Source organism: Mesorhizobium sp. RCAM 06353 (assembly GCF_059683585.1).
The window spans coordinates 1,609,320-1,629,645 of record NZ_CM185031.1; the positions used below are offsets into that span (position 1 = coordinate 1,609,320).

Here is a 20,326-nt window from a genome sequence, read left to right on the forward strand (position 1 = left end):
CGCTTGGAAGGCAGTGCCATGCACCTCACCTCGCTCCTGATCTTCGCCGCCGCGCTGTTCGTTGCCGCCGGTTCGCCCGGCCCGTCGATCGCGGCCCTCGTCGCGCGCGTCATTTCGAAGGGCTTTCGCGATGTGTTTCCGTTCCTGCTTGCCATGTGGATCGGCGAGGGCATCTGGCTGTCGCTGGCGGTGTTCGGGCTGGCTGTGGTGGCGCAGACTTTTCACTTCGCCTTTGTTGTCATGAAATGGGTGGGTGTCGCCTATCTCGCATACCTCGCCTGGAAGATGTGGACGGCGCCTGTCGAGGCGAAGGAAGGCGAGATGCCGCGCGAGGATTCGGCGATCAAGCTGTTTTTTGCCGGCATGGCAGTGACGCTCGGCAACCCCAAGATCATGATGTTTTACCTGGCGCTGCTGCCGACCATCATCGATCTCGCTTCGGTCAGCATCGTCGGCTGGGCCGAGCTGACGGCGACCATGGCGGTGGTTTTGATCGCCATCGATCTCGCCTGGGTGCTCGCCGCCTCGCAGGCGCGCAAGCTTTTGAAAAGCAAGCGCGCCATGAAGATCGCCAACCGGATCAGCGCCACGACGATGGCCGGTGCCGCGGCGGCCATCGCGGCGCGGTCCTGAGGCGAAGCGTCAGCCCATCATATTGATGATCGGTGCGATCTCGACATTGCAGTTTGGCATGGCCAGCATCGGGCAGCCCTTGGCCTTCTCGGCGGCATCGTTGATATCCCTGGCCTCGATGATCGAATAGCCGCCGGTCGGGTTGCTGCCGCCGTTGTTTTCTATCTTGCCGCCGGGCAGGACGGTCTTCGACATGCCGACCGGATTGCCTGGGTCGACAACGGCCGAACCGAGCTTTCCAAACCAGCCTGTCCAGGCGTCGGTCATCGCCTTTTGCTCGGCTTCGCTCGTCGGCATCTTGCCGGAGCCGTGATAGACATAGAGAAACTTCGCCATGTTCTCCTCCCTTGGTGAGCGGCATCGAACCGGCATGCGGTCATGCCGCGCGCCGATCATCGGACCAAACTGGCGGAGAAGCAACGGGAATGCGCGATTGCTAATATATATGGCGCGGTGAGCAGCAGCTGCGATCCGCTATCGCGCCATGGCGTGGTATTCGTCGTTCGGCCGCATATCGATCGCCGCGGCCACCCGGTTCGACATGTTGAAGAAGGCTGCTGTCGAGGCGATGTCCCAGATGTCGCGATCGCTGAAGCCTGCCTTTCGAAGCGCGGCTCGATCGGCCTCGACGATCTTGGCCGGCTCCTCGGTCAGCTTGACGGCAAATTCGAGCATCGCGGTCTGCTTGGGCGAGAGGTCGGCGGCGCGGAAATTCATCACCATCATTTCGCCGAGCGCCGGGTCGCCGGACAGCTGGCGTACCGCCGCGCCATGCGCGGTCAGGCAGTAGTAGCAATGGTTGATCGAGGAAACAGTGACCGCGATCATCTCGCGCTCCAGCTTCGACAGACCCGATTCACCCAGCATCAAATCATTGTACATGTCGGTGAAGGCGCGCAATTTCTTGTCGTCGAAGGCGTAGGCCTTGAGCACGTTGGGGACCAGGCCGAGCTTCTCTTCGCATTTGGCGAAATAGGTTTTTGTTGCGTCACTGTGGCCCGCGTTGCCAAGGTCAAGCGCGGTAATCCTGCCGGTCATCGGGTGTTTCTCCTCGTCACGCTGTGGCTTGCCGCCGAATTCCGATATTTCTTTGCAAGCCGTCAAACCTTTGTCGCCAAACAGCGGTCATCTGCTACCATAGTCGCAAAAGCATGTGACGGGAGGGAATTAGCGTCATGGCCAGCTTGAAAGCCGCAAATCCGAAAAGAAAGAGCACGGCAAGGGGGGAAGACAAGTCTGGCAAGCTAGCCGACTATCTGCTGGCCCGGGCCCCTGCCGAAGACATTGCTGCCTATGACGTTGCCGATCTCGTGCGCGCCGCCGATCTCGCCGCGCGCGCTGTCGCCAGGCACAAGAAGGGTGACTGCGTCGTCGCCATAGATGTCGATTCCGGGGTTGTCCGCCAGGGCCGGCCGGTGACGGTGATCACTGTCGTCAACGATAACATGCCGTTCTTGTTCGATTCCATCCTCGGCGAAATCACCGACGGCGCCGGCGAGCCGTTGCTGGTCACTCATCCAGTCATCGTCGTCAAGCATGGGAAGGGCGGCGTCGAGGAGATCCTCGGCGACGGCGGCTTCGCCAGGGGCGACACCGGCCACGACCGTCTTAGTGTGATTCATGTCCATATCGGTCGGCTGCCTCCCGACCAGGCCGAGGCCTTGGCGGGTCGGCTGAAGAAGTTGCTCGGCCAGGTGCGTGCCGCTGTCACCGACTGGAAGCCGATGCTGGCCCGCCTGGACCAGGCGATCTCCGAATTTCGCTACGCACCGGTGCCGCTCGACAAGACCAGCGTCACAGAGGCGATAGCCTTCCTCGAATGGCTGCGCGACGACAACTTCACCTTCCTCGGCATGCGCGAGTTCAAATACACCGGCAGTGAGAAGAGCGGTATGCTGGAGCGTGCCGACAAGCCGGGCCTAGGCATCCTGTCCGATCCCGATGTGCTGGTGCTCAGGCGCGGCACCGAAGCGGTGACGACGACCCCCGAAATCCGCGCCTTCCTGCACGGACCGGAGCCGCTGATCGTCACCAAGGCCAACGCCAAGTCTTCCGTGCACCGCCGCATCTATCTCGACTACATTGGCGTCAAGACCTACACCGCCAAGGGCGTGCTGTCGGGTGAACTGCGCATTGTCGGCCTGTTCACCTCGACCGCCTACACGCGATCGGTGATGAAGATACCGTATCTCCGGTCGAAGGCCGAAACCATCATCGCCAAATCCGGCTTCAATCCGGGGGATCATTCCGGCAAGGCGCTGATCAACGTGCTGGAGAGCTATCCGCGCGACGAACTGTTCCAGGTCCCGGTGCCGATCCTGCGCAAGCACGCCGAGGCTATTCTAGGCCTGGTGGAGCGTCCTCGCGTCAGGGCGCTGGTGCGTGCCGATCAGTTCGACCGCTTCGTCTCGATCCTCGTCTTCGTGCCGCGCGACCGTTACGACAGCGTCGTGCGCGAGAAGATTGGCGCCTATCTGAAAACCGTGTTTGAGGGCCGGCTGTCGGCCTATTACCCGGCCTTCCCGGAAGGTGGGCTGGCGCGGGTGCATTTCATCATCGGCCGCTCCGGCGGCAAGACACCGAAAATCGAACAGACGACGATCGAGGAAGCGATCCGCGACATTGTCCGCACTTGGGACGACGCGCTTCGGGAAACAGCGGCGGAGACTGGAGCCGATCCCGCACGGACGGCGATCGCGGCGCGGTTTTCCGAAAGCTATCGCGATAGTTTCTCGCCGACCGTGGCGCTTGCCGATGCCGGGCGCATCGCCAGGATCAGCGCCGGCAATCCGATCGCCATCGACTATTATCGCCATGCCGAGCAAAAGCCGCATCAGGCGGCGCTGAAGATCTATCACCATGGCAGCCCGGTGGCGCTGTCGCGGCGCGTGCCGGTGCTGGAAAACATCGGCTTCCGCGTCATCAGCGAGCGCACCTTCGAGGTCGGCGACGAGCAGTCCGGGATGGTCTTCATCCATGACATGGAGTTGGAGAACAGCTACGGCAAGCCGATTGACCTTAGCGATGGCGGCGCGCTGTTCGAGGACGCGTTCCTGTCGGTGTGGCGCGGCGACGTCGACAATGATGGCTATAACGGCCTTGCCCAGACCGCCGGCCTGTGGTCAGGCGAAATCACCATCCTGCGCGCCTATGGCCGGTATCTGCAGCAGGTCGGAATTCCGCAAAGCCAGGATTTCATCGCCGCGGCGCTCAACCGCTATCCCGACATCGCGCGCGGCCTGCATGCGCTGTTCATCGCAAGGCTTGGGCCGACGGCCGAGGGCGAAGGCGTGGTGGCGGCAAAGCACCTCAAGGCCAAGATCAAGGACGCGCTGGAGGATGTGCCCAACATCGACGACGACACCATCATCCGCCGCTACCTCAACCTGATCGAGGCCTCGCTGCGCACCAATCATTTCGTTGCCGATACGAAAGAGAAAGGCCAGTCGCTGGCGATCAAGCTCGAATCGCAGGCGGTCGAAGGACTGCCGGCGCCACGGCCGTGGCGCGAGATTTTCGTCTACGGTTCCGAGGTCGAAGGCCTGCATCTGCGCTTCGGCCCGGTGGCACGTGGCGGCCTGCGCTGGTCGGACCGCGCCCAGGACTATCGCACCGAGGTGCTCGGCCTGGTCAAGGCGCAGCAGGTCAAGAACGCCGTCATCGTGCCGGTCGGCGCCAAGGGCGGCTTCTTCCCCAAGCGCCTGCCGGCGGGCGGCAGCCGCGACGCGATCTTCGAGGCGGGCACGTCGGCCTACAAGAACTTCGTCTCCAGCCTGTTGTCGATCACCGACAATATTGGGCTGGACGGTGTCATTCCGCCGGCCGGCGTCATCAGGCGCGACCAGGACGATCCCTATTTCGTCGTTGCCGCAGACAAGGGCACGGCGACCTTCTCCGACACCGCCAACGCCATCTCCGAGAAGCATGGCTTCTGGCTCGACGACGCCTTCGCCAGCGGCGGCTCGGCCGGCTACGACCACAAGAAGATGGGCATCACCGCCAAGGGCGCCTGGGAAGCGGTCAAGCGGCATTTCCGCGAGATCAACCGCGACATCCAGACCTCGCCCTTCACCGTCGTCGGAGTCGGCGACATGTCGGGTGACGTGTTCGGCAACGGCATGCTGTTGTCGCCGCAGACAAGGCTGATCGCCGCCTTCGACCATCGCGACATCTTCATCGATCCCGATCCTGACATGGCGGCCTCGATGGCCGAGCGCGAGCGCATGTTCGCTCTCGCCCGTTCGAGCTGGCAGGACTATGACAAGAGCAAGCTGTCGGAAGGCGGCATCATCGTCTCGCGCAGCCAGAAGTCGATCACCTTGCCGGCCGCGGCTGCGGCGGCGATCGGCCTCGGAAAAACGACCGCCACGCCGGTCGAGATCATGACTGCCATCCTCAAGGCATCGGTCGACCTGTTGTGGTTCGGCGGCATCGGCACGTATTTGCGGGCCTCCACAGAAACCAATGCCGAGGTCGGCGACCGCGCCAACGATGCCATCCGCATCACGGCGCTCGACGTGCGCGCCAAGGTAATCGGCGAGGGCGCCAATCTCGGCGTGACGCAGCGGGCGCGTATCGAGTTCGGCATGAATGGCGGCCGTTGCAATTCCGACGCTATCGACAATTCGGGCGGCGTCAATTGCTCCGACGTCGAGGTCAACATCAAGATCGCGCTGGCCTCGGCCATGCGCAAGGGATCGCTGACGCGTCCGGCCCGCAACAAGCTGCTGGCTGAGATGACCGACGAGGTCGGCGGGCTGGTGCTGTCCAACAACTATCAGCAGACGCTGGCGCTTTCGATCGCACGCAAGCGCGGCCTTGCCGACATCGCGCATCAGAGCCGTTTCATGACGGCGCTGGAAGCGCGCGGCCTGCTCGACCGCGTGGTCGAGACCCTGCCATCACCGGCCGCGCTCGCCGAGCGCGAGGCGCGTGGCGAGCCGCTGACCAGGGCCGAGCTCGGCGTACTGCTCGCCTATGCCAAGATCGTGCTGTTTTCCGATATCGTCGCCAGCGACGTGCCTGATGACGCGCATTTCGACCGCGACCTGATGGGCTATTTCCCCGACCGGATGGCGAAGAAATACGCCACCGAGATCAACGGCCACCGGCTGCGCCGCGAAATCATCGCCCGCGTCGTCGCTAACGATCTGGTCAACCGCGGTGGCCCGTCCTTCGTCAACCGGCTGCAGGAAGCCACGGGGCGCACCGCTGCCGATGTGGTGCGCACCTTCGCCGTGGTGCGTGACGGCTTTGCGCTGCCGGCGCTCTACCGCGAGATCGACGCACTCGACAACCAGATCGATGGCCAGGTGCAGCTCGACCTCTACCAGATGGTGAGCCGGCTGATCTACGTCACCAGCGGCTGGTATCTGAAGAACGATGCCGGCACGGCACCGCTCGGCCAGCGCATTGCCGAACTGCTCGAGGCGCGCAAGGCGCTGGAGCCGAAACTCGTTCCGCTGCTGCCGGCCTTCTCGCGCGAGCGGATCGAGGAGAAGCGCCACGGGCTGTTCAAGGCCGGCGCGCCGGAAAAGCTCGCCGAGCAGCTGGCGCTGAGCGACGTGGCGGAATTGATCCCCGACATCGCGCTGACCGCGCGGATGGCAAATGCCGACATCGTCGCCGCTGCCAAGGCGTTCTTCGCGGTCAGCGATGCCTTCCGCATCCCGCGTGTCGAGGACGCCGCTCGCTCGATCACGCCGTCGGACTACTATGACCAGCTCGCTCTGTCCCGCGCGACCGACACGATCGGTGCTGCACGGCGCGGCATCGCGGTGGCGGCACTTACCGGCCATGCCAAGACGGCGGATCCGGTGGCGGCCTGGCTGGAAGCCGGTGGCGAGCGCGTAGCGCGCATCCGCGAGCGGCTGCAGGCGCTGACCGAAGGCGGCGACATCACCGTATCGCGGCTGTCGGTGGCATCCGGGCTGATGAGCGATCTGACGGGGATGTGAGGCTTACCCTCCCCTTTGTGGGGACGGTCGCTGAGAAGCAGCGGGGTGGGGGCGGCGCCGACCCCCACCCGGACCTTCGGTCCGACCTCCCCACAAGGGGGTGCCCGCGACGCTTGTTCGTTTGCATGACCATCGGAAAACATGCAGACATGGCGCGAACCGCCAGCGACATGAGGCGAGTGGAGGGGATATGGCCGAGGCAGCAGTGCAGCGTGCGTCCGGGCGCGGCATCTGGGGATGGATGTTCTTCGACTGGGCGGCGCAGCCGTTCTTCACGGTCGTCACCACCTTCATCTTCGGCCCTTATTTCGTTTCGCGCATGGCGAGCGATCCCAACACCGGCCAGGCCGTCTGGGGTTATGGCATTGCCGCGGCCGGACTGGTCATCGCGATACTTTCGCCGATCCTCGGCTCGATCGCCGACCAGACCGGGCCACGCAAGCCATGGATTGCCTTCTTTGCGGCGATCAAGATCACCAGTCTCGCTTTGCTCTGGTTCGCTGCACCGGGCTCAAACCTGTTCCTGGTGGTGGCGCTGTTCTCGCTGGCCTCGGTGGCGGCGGAATTCTCCACGGTGTTCAACGATTCCATGATGCCGCGGCTGGTGCCGAAGAGCGAGATCGGCCGCATCTCCAACACGGCCTGGGGCCTCGGCTATCTCGGTGGCATGATCGCGCTGATCTTCGTCGTCACCTGTTTCGCCGGCTCACCAGAGACCGGCAAGACGATCATCGGCATCGACCCGCTGTTCGGACTCGACCCGAAGCTCGGCGAGGATGCACGGGCCACCGGGCCGCTGTCGGCCGGCTGGTACTTCCTGTTCATCCTGCCGATGTTCTTCTTCACGCCTGACGCCATCAAGGGCATTCCGATCGGGCCGGCTGTGCGCGAGGGCCTGTCGGAATTGAAATCGACACTGGCCGAGGTGCGCAAGCGCGGCGGCATATTCCGCTTCCTGGTCGCCCGCATGATCTACCAGGACGGCGTCAACGCGCTGCTGGCGCTCGGCGGCACGTTCGCGGCTGGCATGTTCCATTGGTCGATCACCGAGATCGGCATGTTCGGCATCATCCTCAATGTCGTCGCCATCTTCGGCTGCTGGATCGCCGCCCGGCTCGACACCGCGCTCGGTTCCAAGGCGGTGGTGATGATTTCGCTGGTGATGCTGTCCATCGCCACCGTCGGCGTCGTCTCGACCGGCCCGGGCTTCACGCTGCTCGGCCTGATCCAGCTCTCGACCACCGATTCGGGCGGCCTGTTCGGCACGGCGGCCGAGAAGGCCTACATCATGTACGGCCTGCTGATCGGGCTGGCCTTCGGCCCGGTGCAGGCGTCGTCGCGCTCCTACATGGCACGCAGCGTCACGGCGGCGGAATCCGGCCGCTATTTCGGCATCTATGCACTGGCTGGCCGGGCGACCAGCTTCCTGGCGCCGTTCATGGTGGCGACCATCACCGCGCTCAGCGATTCGGCGCGGCTCGGCATGGCGGTGATCATCCTGTTCCTGGCGATCGGCATGGCGATTTTGGTTCGCACGCCGTATCCGGCGGACCAGCCTGTGGAGTAGCGCCTTACCCTCCCCCTTGTGGGGAGGGTCGATCCGCGAAGCGGAGCGGGGTGGGGGTAGCGCCATCACCCCACCCCGGCGCGCTCGCAAGCGAGCGCACCGACCCTCCCCATCGAGGGGAGGGTAAACGCGCTCAGTGCCTGAAATGCCTAACCCCCGTAAACACCATCGCGATGCCATGCTCATCGGCGGCGGCGATGACGTCCTTGTCGTTCATCGAGCCGCCGGGCTGGATAACGGCGGTGGCGCCAGCTGCGACTGCGGCGAGCAGGCCGTCGGCGAAGGGGAAGAAGGCGTCGGAGGCGACCACCGAGCCCCTGGTAAGCGGTTCGGCCATGCCGGCCGCTTCCGCCGCGTCGAGCGCCTTGCGGGCGGCGATGCGTGAGGAATCGACCCGGCTCATCTGGCCGGCGCCGATGCCGACGGTGGCGCCGTCCTTGACGTAGACGATGGCGTTCGACTTGACGTGCTTGGCGACGCGGAAGGCGAATTTGAGGTCGGCCATTTCGGCCGGCGTCGGCGCGCGCTTGGTCACCACTTTCAGTTCGAGGTCGTCGACCACGGCGTTGTCGCGGCCCTGGACGAGCATGCCGCCGGCGACGGATTTGACCGTCGTGCCGGGTGAGCGCGGATCGGGCAGGCCACCGGTAACCAGCAGACGCAGGTTCTTCTTCGCCGCGACGATTGCCGCCGCCTCGTCGGTCGCGTCGGGCGCGATGATGACCTCGGTGAAGGTTTTCACGATTTCCTGCGCCGCTTCGGCGTCGAGGGGGCGGTTCAAGGCGACGATGCCGCCGAAGGCGGAGACTGGGTCGCAGGCCAGCGCCTTGGCGTAGGCAGCCTTGAGCGAAGCGCCCTCGGCGACGCCACACGGATTGGCGTGCTTGATGATGGCGACAGCGGCGGAGTGGCTTGGATCGAACTCGCCGGCCAGTTCGAAGGCGGCGTCGGTGTCATTGATGTTGTTGTAGGAGAGCTGCTTGCCCTGCAGCTGCCGTGCGGTGGCGACGCCCGGCCGCTTGTCGCCGTTGACGTAGAAGCCGGCGCTCTGGTGCGGGTTCTCACCGTAGCGCATCACCTCGGTCAGCCTGCCGCCGAAGGCGCGCCAGGTCGGATGCTCGATCTCCAGCGCCTCGGCGAACCAGCCAGAAATCGCCGCGTCGTAGCTGGCGGTGCGGGCAAAGGCCTTGGCCGCCAGCTTCTTGCGGAAGTCCAGCGACAGCGAGCCGATGTTCATCTCCAGCGCATTCAGCACCGAGGCATAGTCGCTTGGGTCGGTGACGATGGCGACATAGGCATGGTTCTTGGCCGAGGCGCGGATCATCGCCGGGCCGCCAATGTCGATGTTCTCGACGATCGCGGCATAGTCGGCGCCGGAGCGGCGGACTTCCTCGAACGGATAGAGATTGGAGACGAGAAGATCGATAGGCTCGATGTGGTGTTTGCGCATTGCCGCCGCGTGTTCGGGGTCGTCGCGGACGCCAAGCAGCGCGCCATGGACGGACGGATGCAGCGTCTTGACGCGGCCATCCATGATCTCGGGAAAGCCAGTGAGCTCGGAGACGTCGCGTACCGCCAGGCCTGCCTCGGCGATCGCCTTGGCGGTGCCGCCGGTCGAGACCAGTTCGACACCGGCCGCGGCCAATGCCCTGGCGAAGTCGATAAGGCCGGTCTTGTCGAAAACGGAGAGCAAGGCACGGCGGACGGGAACGAGATCCGGAGCTGGAATGTTCTTGGCGGCGACGGCCATGGGCTGGCGGCCTTTCACGGCTGGAGGGGCAAGCCCGCGCCGTAGCACATGACGCCTGGAAATCAAACCGGCCTGGGCTCAGGACCTATCAATCGCTTGAGAAGATAGGGATCGGTTGATTCAATGGCGGCGTAAGAGACGCTTTCATGGGGGATTTGATCTGGCTGTCGGAAGCGCAGATGCGCCCGCATCGAGCCGCTGTGCGCACACCTTCATATCTGCAATCTGTATCGCAGCAACCTTCATTTTCTGGCTCAATCAATGAGTCCTGAGCCTAGGTTTTCCGTCGGCCATAACTCGTTAGTTCAACAGTATCGTTTTGCACGACATGACCATCCTGGCTCATGACCGTGCTGCGCTTGACCCAGTGATCTATAACAGGGCTGTACCATGTCTTGACAGTAAAGTCTGACTTGCGTGATGCGTCATTGCCGTTGCGCGTGGTGTACTTGGTTTCGACAACGAAGGCATCGAAGCTGCCGGCCTTGGTAGCGACGGCTTCCTTACCGGTCACCTGCGACTTGCCTGACTTTTTCCAGACTTGCCCCTTCGCATCGATTTCGCTGGCTTTGAAAGTCCAAGATTTTCCAACTTCGAGCGGCAGCTGCACCCCGCCGAAATTATGGGGCGACCAGCGGCTTCCGCCGTCTTTCACAATATCCCAGGCAGCATCGTAGATAATAACGCTTTCAGGAGCAGTCGCCCCAGAAATCTCTACTCTGCAAGTGATATCCTTGGGAGAAACATCCGTAACCAACCATGTCCGGCTCTCCTTCACGCCACCGGTTATGTTGTCAACGATGTCGTAACTCCAATGATCACCGACATCAGCCTGCGGCATTGCTACAGATTGGGTATCCGCCGCTTCGATTGTAGTATTTTTTGATTGTCCCGCCGGCGCATTTGTTTCCTGAGAAAATACACATTCGCTGGAAATAATGAGCGCCGCCGTAGCCAGTAATAGCTTGATCGGTGTCATGATAGACCTTTCACAGTGGGGAGGTTCAAGACCGTCCGTAGTCGGTAAGCTCGACCGTCCAGTTTGATTTCACCTGCTTATCGCTGAAGGTTTTCTCGGAGCGCTTCACCCAATGATTGATCTCTGGCACCCACCAGGTGGTAGTCGTGACCGTGGCTTTCTGGGAAGGGTCAACAGCACCGCGAATGTTGGTCACCGTCTCATATTTGATGGCATTGAATGTGCCCGCACTCGTCGTAACAGATTCCTGACCAGTAACCTTGGAGGTCTCCACCCGCTTCCACAGCGTCCGGGAGGAGCGTATATCCGACGCCTTTGAGTTCCATCTATCGCTGATCTTCATAGTGCTATTCACGCCTGTTCCGTCATTTGGCTCGAACTTAGCAATATTGGTGCTTTTTACATTCCATAGCCGATCAAACACGCTATATGATGGGATCCCCAGTCCGAGCCACTTCACGCTGACGCTCACATCCGTGCTTCCAACGTCTGTGACCGTCTGGGTAAACTCGCCTATAAGGTCGCCGGTAAGATTGTCCCGACTGAGATAAGTCCAGTGATCGCCAACGGCCACCGGGCGCATATCTGATGCAGCGGGGTCGGAGGAAGGCGGCTGCTGGATCTCCGAAGGCTTGGCGTCACTGGCCGGCGTCTGAGCGATTGCCACCATAGGGAAAAGTCCCGCCAGTAAAATGCCAAACATAGCCAAGCGTTGCATCAATACCTCCCAACTCATCTTATGAACAACTGCTAAAGCATCAAACACCTTTGGCCAAGGCTTGGCAGATACACGTTTACGTGACGTTCCGGCCAGGCCGTTCGAAAGACAGATCACTCAAAAAGAACGCATCCTTGCGAGTGATGTGCCAAAGACTGCCAAGGTGCCAAGATTGGCCGGATCCGGATCGATACGTCTCACTGCCAGCGTCCGCGAGAACTTTAATAGGTCCTGAGCCTGGGCCGCCTCAGTTGTTTTCGGGATAACCGGCGATGCTGGTGCGCGTCAGCTGCCAGTGGACTTCGGACACGTCGGAGGCCTTGAAGGCCAGCACGATCTGCCGGCTGCGGCGCGGGCCGCCAAGACCGGCGAAATAGATCGATTCCTCGACCTCGGGCACTACTTCGCTTGCGGTGAACACCCAGCTGTCGGCCTGATCGGCGGTCAGCACCAGGCGGTCGTGCTCGTCCTGCAAAAGGGTGATGTCGGGATGGACATGGAAGCGCACGGTGATGAAGTCGCGGCCATTGTTGCGGATCGCGGCATTGCCGGGGCGCAGGAACCGGTCCCTGCCGGCGAGCACGTTGCCGTCCGTCGACAGCTTCAGCTCGCGCTCATGCAGGAAGCCGAAACGCGGGACATAGCCGTCATGCCGGGCGATGAAGCCGTGAACGCCCTTCTGGTCGATGCGCTTGCACTGCACATGCTGTGGGCCGCCGATCAGCGGCGAGCCAAGCAGGTCGTTGACCCGTATCGAATGGCTGAAGCGTGCCGAAGAGGTGTCGTTGATGGTGGCGGTCGAGTGCGCGGCGGTGGCGCGGGCCAGCGGCCGGAACTCGGCGGCGCCATAAGTGTCGATGCCGGCATTGACGATATAGTGCTGGCGGCCGGACGACAGTTCGAAGGCAAGGCAGCCGGCGTGTGCGGCGTTGGAAACGTCGACAGGCGGCGGCAGGCCGGTGTCGGCGATGACGGTGACGCCGCCCATCGACAGCCGTTCATAGCCCGAATGCGGCGCGTGCAGCAGCGGCGCGCCGGCGGTGTCGTCATGGCGCAATATCGTGGCGATGCGGTCATGGATGGTGGCGCCCATGCCGTTGAAGCGGGCAAGGCTGCCGTCCTGGTGGCGGAAGAAGCGCAGCGCCGGCAACATGCGGTCGATGGCGCCGATTAGCGCCTGCGGCGGAGTTTCCGCCTGGTTGGCATAGGTCTGGCGCAGCGGCAAAAGGTCGGCGAGGATTTCCAGCACCGCCATAGGATTGCGTGAGATGTGGCCGCCATCGGCGAGGATCTGGCGGTTGAGTTCCTCGGCAAGGTTGCGGGTGGCGCCGCGCAGCGCCGAAGCCGGCGCCGGCAGGGAAAGGGCGGCGAAGGCCAGAGCGATGCGGGCGCGCAGCCGGTCCTTGCCGTCGGGCATTTCGCGTGCCATCGACCTGAGGTAGCGGATCTGGACGGCCAGCGATTTCAGGAAGGCGCGATAGAAGGGAAACTCGGCGCCCTGCAGCACGACGGAGGAATGCTGCAGCCAGGCGATGATACGCTTGGCCGTCGTCCCGGGCTCCCAGGCAACACCGGCAATGTTGTTGCCATGCATGGCGATCCAGTCGGACACCAGCGCGCGCGCATTGGCGGCGGCAAGCTCGGTGCCGGCGGCGCGCATGTGGCGCAGCCAGCGAAAACCATGCAGCGTCTTCTGCCAGCCATGATTGGGCACATTGATCTGGAAAGGCGACTTGCCGCCGGTTTCGACCAGATGCCCCGACAGGGGGTAGCGGCCGTAATAGATCTCGAGCGCGATCTGCGGGTCGGCCAGGCGCAGGTCCGGTGGCGCGATCAGGACGCGTTCGGGCGTGCGGCCGGAATAGCGCCAACGATAGACCGGCCCGGCACGCAGGCGCCGGCGCGTCTTGCGCCAGAACTCCTTCGCGACAAGCGTCCACAGACGCGTCGTGTTGCTGGCAACGAGTGCCAAAAGCCCTCCTGGTCGTCCTCTACCCCGGCGCCGAGTTTACATGATTGAACTAGTCGTGCGAAGGCGAATTCCGGGGATGGGGTCCGGTGCCCCATACCCTACCTAAAAAAGTCAGCAAATACGGATGGTTAAATCGTTAGTCGACTCGTCGAAGGCGCGCCGCGAAGAAGCCGTCCAGGCCCGAGCGCTCCGGCGCGCCGAGGTCGAGATCGGCGGGCGTGGTACGCAGCGTGCCTTGTGCCGTCAGGAACGAATCGATGCCGGCGATCTCGCCTTGCCGCAACGGATCGTCGACTACCGCCGGCGTCCCTTTGAGGAAAGCGCGATAAAGCTCCTCGCCTTCGAGCGGGTCGAGCGAACAATTGGAAAAGACGATGCGGCCGCCGGGTTTGACCAGTGTGACGGCGCGGGCGAGCAACCGCTTTTGCAGGTCGGCGAGCTTTTCGACATCGGCGGCCGTCTTGGTCCATGGCACATCTGGATGCCGGCGCACCGTGCCGGTCGACGAGCACGGCGCATCAAGCAGCACGGCGTCGAACAGTTCTTCCGGCTCGTATTTGATGAGGTCGGCCTGGACGATGTCGGCCGACAGGCCAAGACGCTCGAGATTCTGCGTAAGCCGGGCCAACCGGTTCTTCGAGGTGTCGACCGCGGTGACCTTGGCGCCGGCGAGAATGAGCTGCGCGGTCTTGCCGCCCGGCGCGGCGCAGAGATCGGCGACGCGCAATCCTGTGACATCGCCGAACAGGCGGGCGGGAAGGCTGGCCGCCGCATCCTGGACCCACCAGGCGCCTTCCGCGAAGCCGGGCAGTTCGGTGACGGCGCCGGCAAGATTTTCCACGCGCACCGTGCCGGTCGGCAAGACGATGCCGCCGAGTTTTTCGGCCCAGAGTTCGGGATCGGCCTTGACCGAGAAATCGACCGGCGCCTCAACGCGATGGGCTTCGAGGATCTGCCTGGCCTTGTCAGCGCCATAGGTGGCCGTCAGCCGGTCGGAAAACCATTTTGGCGCTTCGTCGGTGGCGGCAAGGGCGGCGGGCAGTTCTGTGTCCTTGGCACGCGCCAGTGTCCGCAGCACGCCGTTGACGAGGCCGGAGAAGCGCTGCGTGCGCGGATCGGACTTGGCATGCGTCACCGCAAGGTCGACAGCGGCGCTGTCGGGAATATCGAGGAACAGGATTTGCGCTGCCGCCACATGCAGTATGTGCGACAAAGCGGTGGCGTTGGGGGGCAGCGGCTTTTCCAGCCTGCGCGCCAGCAGCCCGGTGATGGTCATGCGGAAACGCAGCGCTGTGACCAGGATGGCCCGCACCAGGCCACGGTCGCGCAAATCGAGCGCCTTGTATTGCGGGTGGCCGTTTTCGTGGTCGGTCAGGCCGTCGAGCGGCGTCCTGGCATCGATGACGGCGGCAAGCAGGCGCGCCGCCGCCTTGCGGGCGGCCAGACCGGCAACGAATTCGCCGCCGTCCCTATGATCCTGATCGCCTGAGCCCGTGCGCCGAGGTGCCGCCACGCTCACGACCACCGGCCCTTGGGCCCGGTCGGGTTGCGACCCCACGGATTGGCCTTCGGCTTCTCAGGCTCCGCCGGCTGCTCGGGCTGCGCTGCCTGGCCCCACGGGCCGGACGGCTGTTGTTGCTCGGCCTGCCGCGGCACGGGTGCCCGGCGCGGAGCGGCCCGGGTGTCGCCGCCTGCCATCTGCCGGGCCATCTCCTGCAACGCGGCGATCCGGTTGTCGGTGCTCGGGTGGGTGGAGAACAGACTGTCCATGCGCTCGCCATGCAAGGGATTGATGATGAAGAGATGCGCCATCGCCGGATTGCGCTCCGCATCGGGGTTGGGGATGCGTTCTGCTCCACGGGCGATCTTGTCAAGGGCGGATGCCAACCACAGCGGGTGTCCACAGATTTCGGCGCCGCGCCGGTCGGCCTCGTATTCGCGGGTGCGGCTGACCGCCATCTGCACGATCATGGCGGCAAACGGCGCCACGATCATCGCCGCCAGCACGCCGACAAAGCCAAACGGATTGTTGTCGCGATTGCCGCCGAGGAAAAAGGCGAAATTGCCGAGCATCGAGATGGCGCCGGCAAAGGTGGCGACGATGGTCATGGTCAGCGTGTCGCGATGCTGGACGTGGGCGAGCTCGTGCGCCATGACGGCCGCGACCTCTTCATGGGTCAGCCGCTGCAACAGGCCGGTGGAAGCGGCGACCGCCGCGTTCTGCGGATTGCGGCCGGTGGCGAAGGCGTTCGGCTGCGGGTTGTCGATGAGATAGGTTTTCGGCATCGGCAGCCCGGCCTGCTTGGCCAGCGCCTGGACGATGGCGTAATATTCGGGCGCGTTCTTCTCGTCGACCTCGACGGCGCGGTTCATCGACAGCACCATCTTGTCGGCATTCCAATAGCTGAACAAATTGGTGCCGGCGGCGATCACAAAGGCGATCATCATGCCGCCCGAACCGCCGATCAGAAAGCCGACGCCCATGAACAGCGCCGTCATCGCGGCAAGAAGCATGGCGGTGCGCAAAGTGTTCATCGTCTGCTCCTGTCGTTGTGGTGGCAAAAAGGGGTCGATCGTCGTGGGTTCATCGCTATATGATGGGAAACACCTGCCCCTGTTTCAATCCGCGGGGAATATCGCATGACCGACGAAACCAGTAAAACGCCTGCCGGCCCGGATGACGACGCGCCACCAAAGGAGCTGACGCTTGCCGCCCGCCGCGCGCTGGCGGAAGCTGAGGCAAGGCGCACCGCGTATCGCGAGAAGGAAGCCGCGCTGCCGAAGGAAATTGGCGGCCGCGGCGGCAAGGAACCCGGCCGCTATGGCGACTGGGAAGTCAAAGGCCTGACCAGCGACTTCTAAGGTATGTTGATATTCAGGTGAAGCCGGCCTGCAAGTGTTGGTTCCCTGCGCTTCCGGTGCCCACGTACTTTAGTACGCTCCGCTCCGGTTCTCGGAAACCATCGCTTTCGACTCGGCCTGACCTGAATCTCAACACACCTTTGGACGGGCGTTGCCTACATCGTTAGGCAGCGCTGCGCTGCGGCTCGAGCGCCAGCCAGCCGCGTTCGTCGATGGTGATGCCGACATTGCCGTAGCCCGCGATCGCGGCATGTGGCGTTTGCATCGGGTGCGCGTGAGTGGCGTTGATCACCATGACCGCGGCTTGCGCCGCCTCGGCCGCCGCGATGCCGGCCGGGGCATCCTCGAACACCAGGCAGTCGCGCGCATCGACACCGAGCCGTTGTGCGCCAAGTCGGAAGCAGTCGGGGGCCGGCTTGCCACGGGAAACGTCTTCCGCCGCCACGATGACCGCAGGGACAGGAATGCCGGCAGCCTGCATGCGTGCAAGCGCCAACGAACGTGGCGCCGAGGTGACGATGGCCCAGCTTTCGCCCGGCAGCGCCTTGAGAAACGCCACGGCGCCGGGAATCGGGACAATGCCATCCAGATCGGCGGCCTCGGCCTTCAGCAGCAGGTCGGCCTCATGCGCCGGGTCGACGCCTGGAAGGGCAAGGTTGGTGATGGTCTCGATCGCCCGCACGCCGTGGATCGTCGGCAGGAAGGCCGCGACGTCGAGGCCGTGCCGGCGTGCCCAATCGCTCCACACCCGCTCCGCCGAGGCGATGGAATTGATGAGAGTGCCGTCCATGTCAAAAAGAAAGGCGGCGAATTTTCTGCCAGCAAACATGATTTTCCTTGAAGTCCGGGGAGTGTGTCGAGTGAGGGCGCAACCGTAACGTCAAGGTGCTGACATGGAAAGGCACGAGGCGTATTTTGCGGCGGTCCAGGGAACCACAGCCACCTTGTGACGTTTGAGCAAAACCGTTTTTTCATAACGATCGAAGGGGGACCTGCAATGCTGATCCGGCTCGGCTACGAAATAGCCATCGAATGCATCGAGGCCACTCCGGTGATTTCGCTGCTCGAGATCCACAAGGAAAGGCAGGCCGACATCAAGCGGCAGACGCGGGTGCTGACATCGCCTTCGGTGCCGACCAAGCTCTACCATGACCTGCATGGCAATGGCTGCCGCCGCTTCACCGCGCCTGCCGGCACCTTCCGCATCCTCTACGATGCGGTGGTCGAAGACAGCGGCGAGACGGACGCGGTCAACACACTGGCCCGGGAAGTGCCGGTGGCCGAATTGCCCGACGAGGTGCTTGGCTATCTCCTTGGCAGCCGCTACTGCGAGACCGATCACCTCAGCAACCTCGCCTGGCAGCTGTTTGGCCATCTTCCATCCGGCTGGGCGCGGGTTCAGGCGATCGTCGACTATGTCCACAACCGGCTGTCGTTCGGCTACGGCTATGCCCGTTCGACCCGCACGGCGGCGCAGGCGCATGAGGAACGGGTCGGCGTCTGCCGTGACTTCGCTCATCTGGCGATCACGCTCTGCCGCTGCATGAACATTCCGGCGCGCTATGTGAACGGCTATCTCGGTGACATCGGCGTGCCGGTCGATCCGGCGCCAATGGATTTCTCAGCCTGGATGGAAGTCTTCCTCGACGGCAAGTGGTACACGTTCGATCCCCGCCACAACCACCCCAGGACCGGCCGCGTCGTCATCGCGCGCGGCCGCGACGCCACCGACGTGCCTTTGCTGCACAGCTTCGGCCCGCACCGGCTCAGCCTGTTCAAGGTGTGGACATATGAACAGGAAGGCAATCTGTTCAACCCACCCCATCACGGCATCGACCGGACGGCCAGCGCGCAGATGCTCGCGTAGGGTGGGTTGATGTTCAGGGGATTGCTGGTCTGCAAATGGCCTGATCTGATCCTCGACGCACCTCCGGCAGTTCCCTGCACCATTTTTGGCTGCGGGACAGATGGTCCGCTTCGGCACACAAGCGCTGTGCCGCAACAGGACGCAGTCGGGTATGTCGCGATCCATGGGTCCAACATGGTAAGCGCCTCGTAAACGAAACTGCGTTGATGGTTTCGCATTTACCGGTCATTCACCTTGCTGCAGGCCAGAACCAAACAAAAACAATACATTAGCTGTTAACCGTCTGCCCTGTGAGGGCTGCGACGTCATCCGGCTGGAATCCTGCATTGCGTCTGTTGCGGCGACGAGGCCGAGGCAAGCGGAGGCAGTTGGAGATGCGGAATCACGGGGGTCTTGTTCACGCGGTCGGCGGGTTCGCCAGAGATCGCGGTGGAAATTTCGCGGTCCTGTTCGGCTTTGCTGCCTCGGTCTTGGCGCTAGCGGGCGGTTTCTCGGTCAACATCTCGCAACTCTACAGCGCCAGATCAAGCCTGCAGGGCGTGGTCGACGCCGCGGTGACGTCGACAGCGCGCGACCTGACGACCGGCGTCATCAAGGAAGCCGATGCCAACAAGGCGGTGCAGAACTTTCTCGTGGCCAACAGCACTGCGGGCATTCTGCAGCCCGACCAGATCGTGCTCGACAAGCTGATCGTCGACAGGAGCGCCAAAACGGTGCAGGCGGATGCCCATGTCGATGTCGCCCTGTTCTTCCCGATTTTCGGCATGGGCGATACGAAGCGTGTCACCGCGTCAACGACATCGCTTTATTCCGACAAGACCATCGAAGTGGCGATGATGCTCGATGTGACCGGATCGATGGCCGCCAACTGGTGGGCAAAGACCGACAAGATCGGCGACCTGCAAGCCGCCGCTTCGACGGCTGTCGAGAACCTGCTCGACAACAACATCGATCCGAAGAATCCGCGTGTGCGTGTGGCGATTGTTCCCTATGCCGAAGCGGTGAATACAGGCGGCCTCGCGGACAGCGTTTTCGTCGAGCAGGCAGGAGGTTCGAATCTGCCGCCACCAGTGGACACACCGATCCCGGTGGGCTCATCGGTGCCCACGCGGCCGGACAACTGCGCCACCGAGCGCAAGGACAAGGACGGCTATGCGGATTATTCGTCCGATGGGCCGTCGACGCCGCGCCTGAACAATCAGGGCAAGACCTATCTCGCCAAGGTCAATCGTGACGATCGCATGGGGATTTGTCCGAAGCCGGAGCTCATTCCGCTGTCGGCCGACAAACAGAAGCTGCTCGACACGATTGCCGGCTTCAAGGCGGCTGGTGTGACCGCAGGCGGCATCGCTGTGCAATGGGGCTATTACATGCTTTCACCCTCCTGGCGCTCGACCATCGTCGACGCCCGGCTGGGCGCCGGTCCCGCCAATTTCGACAACAGAAAAGTCGGCAAGGTCGCGATTCTGATGACGGACGGCCAGTTCAACACGGCTTTTGCCGGCGGGCGCGGCGCGCCCCGATCGCAGAATGCGGGCCAGATGTCACGAAGCAATGCCGAAAGCATTTGCGACAACATGAAGCGCGACGGCATCGAGATATTCACCATCGGCTTCGACCTCGACGATCCGTCGATGACATCGACCGAGCGGGATCAGGCAAAGAGCGTGCTTCAGGATTGCTCGACCGCGGACAGTTCTAACCTGAAACACTATTACGAGGCGGCCACGGGTTCCGAGTTGAACGATGCGTTCAATGCCATCGTGCAGAACATCGAGCGGCTGACCATCGCCAAGTGAATCTTGAGCGCCAGATGGTCCTTGGCGACGTCAGTCAAAAGGAAAAGGCCGCCGCTTCTTTCGAAGCCGGCGGCCTTCCGTGTTTCCGTCCGTGGCGCGGCCTGTGGCGGCAACCCCTTCGGGTTACCTGCCGCGCATCTCGCGCCTTAACGGGAAGACTGCTTCCCGAAAGTGCAATCCGCTGAGGCCACGTTCTGGAAAACGAAATCACTCGACATCGGA

Annotated in this window: 15 protein-coding genes; 6 read left to right on the forward strand and 9 right to left on the reverse strand. The window is 63.2% G+C overall.

The window, feature by feature from the left end:
• The first annotated feature begins 18 nt into the window (after nt 1-18).
• On the forward strand, nt 19-633 hold the full coding sequence (locus tag AC56QX_RS07540; RefSeq protein ID WP_497117708.1) for a LysE family translocator: 615 nt from the start codon (nt 19-21) through the stop codon (nt 631-633).
• 9 nt (nt 634-642) lie between these two features.
• Here the strand turns inward: AC56QX_RS07540 and AC56QX_RS07545 are convergent, their stop codons facing one another.
• Together AC56QX_RS07545 and AC56QX_RS07550 are read right to left on the reverse strand one after the other, a co-directional pair.
• Complete coding sequence (locus AC56QX_RS07545) at nt 643-969, reverse strand: YciI family protein (RefSeq protein ID WP_095204347.1); 327 nt, start codon at nt 967-969, stop codon at nt 643-645.
• Between the two features lie 138 nt (nt 970-1,107).
• On the reverse strand, nt 1,108-1,671 hold the full coding sequence (locus AC56QX_RS07550; protein ID WP_497114915.1) for a peroxidase-related enzyme: 564 nt from the start codon (nt 1,669-1,671) through the stop codon (nt 1,108-1,110).
• A 137-nt stretch (nt 1,672-1,808) separates the two neighbouring features.
• Here AC56QX_RS07550 and AC56QX_RS07555 point away from each other — a divergent pair, with 137 nt between their 5' ends.
• Nucleotides 1,809-6,590, forward strand: a complete 4,782-nt coding sequence (locus tag AC56QX_RS07555; RefSeq protein WP_497114917.1) for an NAD-glutamate dehydrogenase — start codon at nt 1,809-1,811, stop codon at nt 6,588-6,590.
• Nucleotides 6,591-6,780: 190 nt separating this feature from the next.
• Complete coding sequence (locus tag AC56QX_RS07560) at nt 6,781-8,157, forward strand: MFS transporter (RefSeq protein ID WP_497114919.1); 1,377 nt, start codon at nt 6,781-6,783, stop codon at nt 8,155-8,157.
• A 133-nt stretch (nt 8,158-8,290) separates the two neighbouring features.
• On the opposite strand, the gene purH is transcribed toward AC56QX_RS07560, so the two are convergent.
• The 6 genes from purH to htpX all read right to left on the reverse strand — a co-directional run bounded on the left by purH (nt 8,291) and on the right by htpX (nt 16,111).
• The gene (purH, locus tag AC56QX_RS07565; RefSeq protein ID WP_497114921.1) at nt 8,291-9,907 is read right to left on the reverse strand and encodes a bifunctional phosphoribosylaminoimidazolecarboxamide formyltransferase/IMP cyclohydrolase; all 1,617 of its coding nucleotides are present in this window, start codon (nt 9,905-9,907) and stop codon (nt 8,291-8,293) included.
• A 274-nt stretch (nt 9,908-10,181) separates the two neighbouring features.
• The gene (locus tag AC56QX_RS07570) at nt 10,182-10,886 is read right to left on the reverse strand and encodes a hypothetical protein (RefSeq protein WP_497114923.1); all 705 of its coding nucleotides are present in this window, start codon (nt 10,884-10,886) and stop codon (nt 10,182-10,184) included.
• A 25-nt stretch (nt 10,887-10,911) separates the two neighbouring features.
• Nucleotides 10,912-11,721 carry a hypothetical protein gene (locus AC56QX_RS07575; RefSeq protein ID WP_497114925.1) on the reverse strand — a complete coding sequence of 270 codons (810 nt, stop codon included), beginning with the start codon at nt 11,719-11,721 and terminating at the stop codon, nt 10,912-10,914.
• Between the two features lie 130 nt (nt 11,722-11,851).
• Complete coding sequence (locus tag AC56QX_RS07580) at nt 11,852-13,576, reverse strand: heparinase II/III family protein (RefSeq protein WP_497114927.1); 1,725 nt, start codon at nt 13,574-13,576, stop codon at nt 11,852-11,854.
• A gap of 136 nt (nt 13,577-13,712) precedes the next feature.
• Entirely contained in the window at nt 13,713-15,095 is a 1,383-nt protein-coding gene (locus AC56QX_RS07585) for an RsmB/NOP family class I SAM-dependent RNA methyltransferase (protein WP_497114929.1), read from the reverse strand.
• On the reverse strand, nt 15,092-16,111 hold the full coding sequence (gene htpX, locus AC56QX_RS07590) for a zinc metalloprotease HtpX (RefSeq protein WP_497114931.1): 1,020 nt from the start codon (nt 16,109-16,111) through the stop codon (nt 15,092-15,094). Before htpX ends, AC56QX_RS07585 begins: the two co-directional genes overlap by 4 nt.
• A gap of 105 nt (nt 16,112-16,216) precedes the next feature.
• Between htpX and AC56QX_RS07595 the strand changes: the two genes are divergently transcribed.
• Nucleotides 16,217-16,438, forward strand: a complete 222-nt coding sequence (locus AC56QX_RS07595; RefSeq protein WP_497114932.1) for a DUF1674 domain-containing protein — start codon at nt 16,217-16,219, stop codon at nt 16,436-16,438.
• A 163-nt stretch (nt 16,439-16,601) separates the two neighbouring features.
• Here AC56QX_RS07595 and AC56QX_RS07600 read toward each other — a convergent pair whose 3' ends face one another.
• Nucleotides 16,602-17,267 carry an HAD-IA family hydrolase gene (locus AC56QX_RS07600; RefSeq protein WP_497114934.1) on the reverse strand — a complete coding sequence of 222 codons (666 nt, stop codon included), beginning with the start codon at nt 17,265-17,267 and terminating at the stop codon, nt 16,602-16,604.
• A 168-nt stretch (nt 17,268-17,435) separates the two neighbouring features.
• Between AC56QX_RS07600 and AC56QX_RS07605 the strand changes: the two genes are divergently transcribed.
• Together AC56QX_RS07605 and AC56QX_RS07610 are read left to right on the forward strand one after the other, a co-directional pair.
• Nucleotides 17,436-18,305 (forward strand): transglutaminase-like domain-containing protein, encoded by an 870-nt coding sequence (locus AC56QX_RS07605; RefSeq protein WP_497114935.1) that lies wholly within the window; start codon nt 17,436-17,438, stop codon nt 18,303-18,305.
• A 374-nt stretch (nt 18,306-18,679) separates the two neighbouring features.
• On the forward strand, nt 18,680-20,104 hold the full coding sequence (locus AC56QX_RS07610; RefSeq protein WP_497114937.1) for a TadE/TadG family type IV pilus assembly protein: 1,425 nt from the start codon (nt 18,680-18,682) through the stop codon (nt 20,102-20,104).
• Nucleotides 20,105-20,326: the final 222 nt, after the last annotated feature.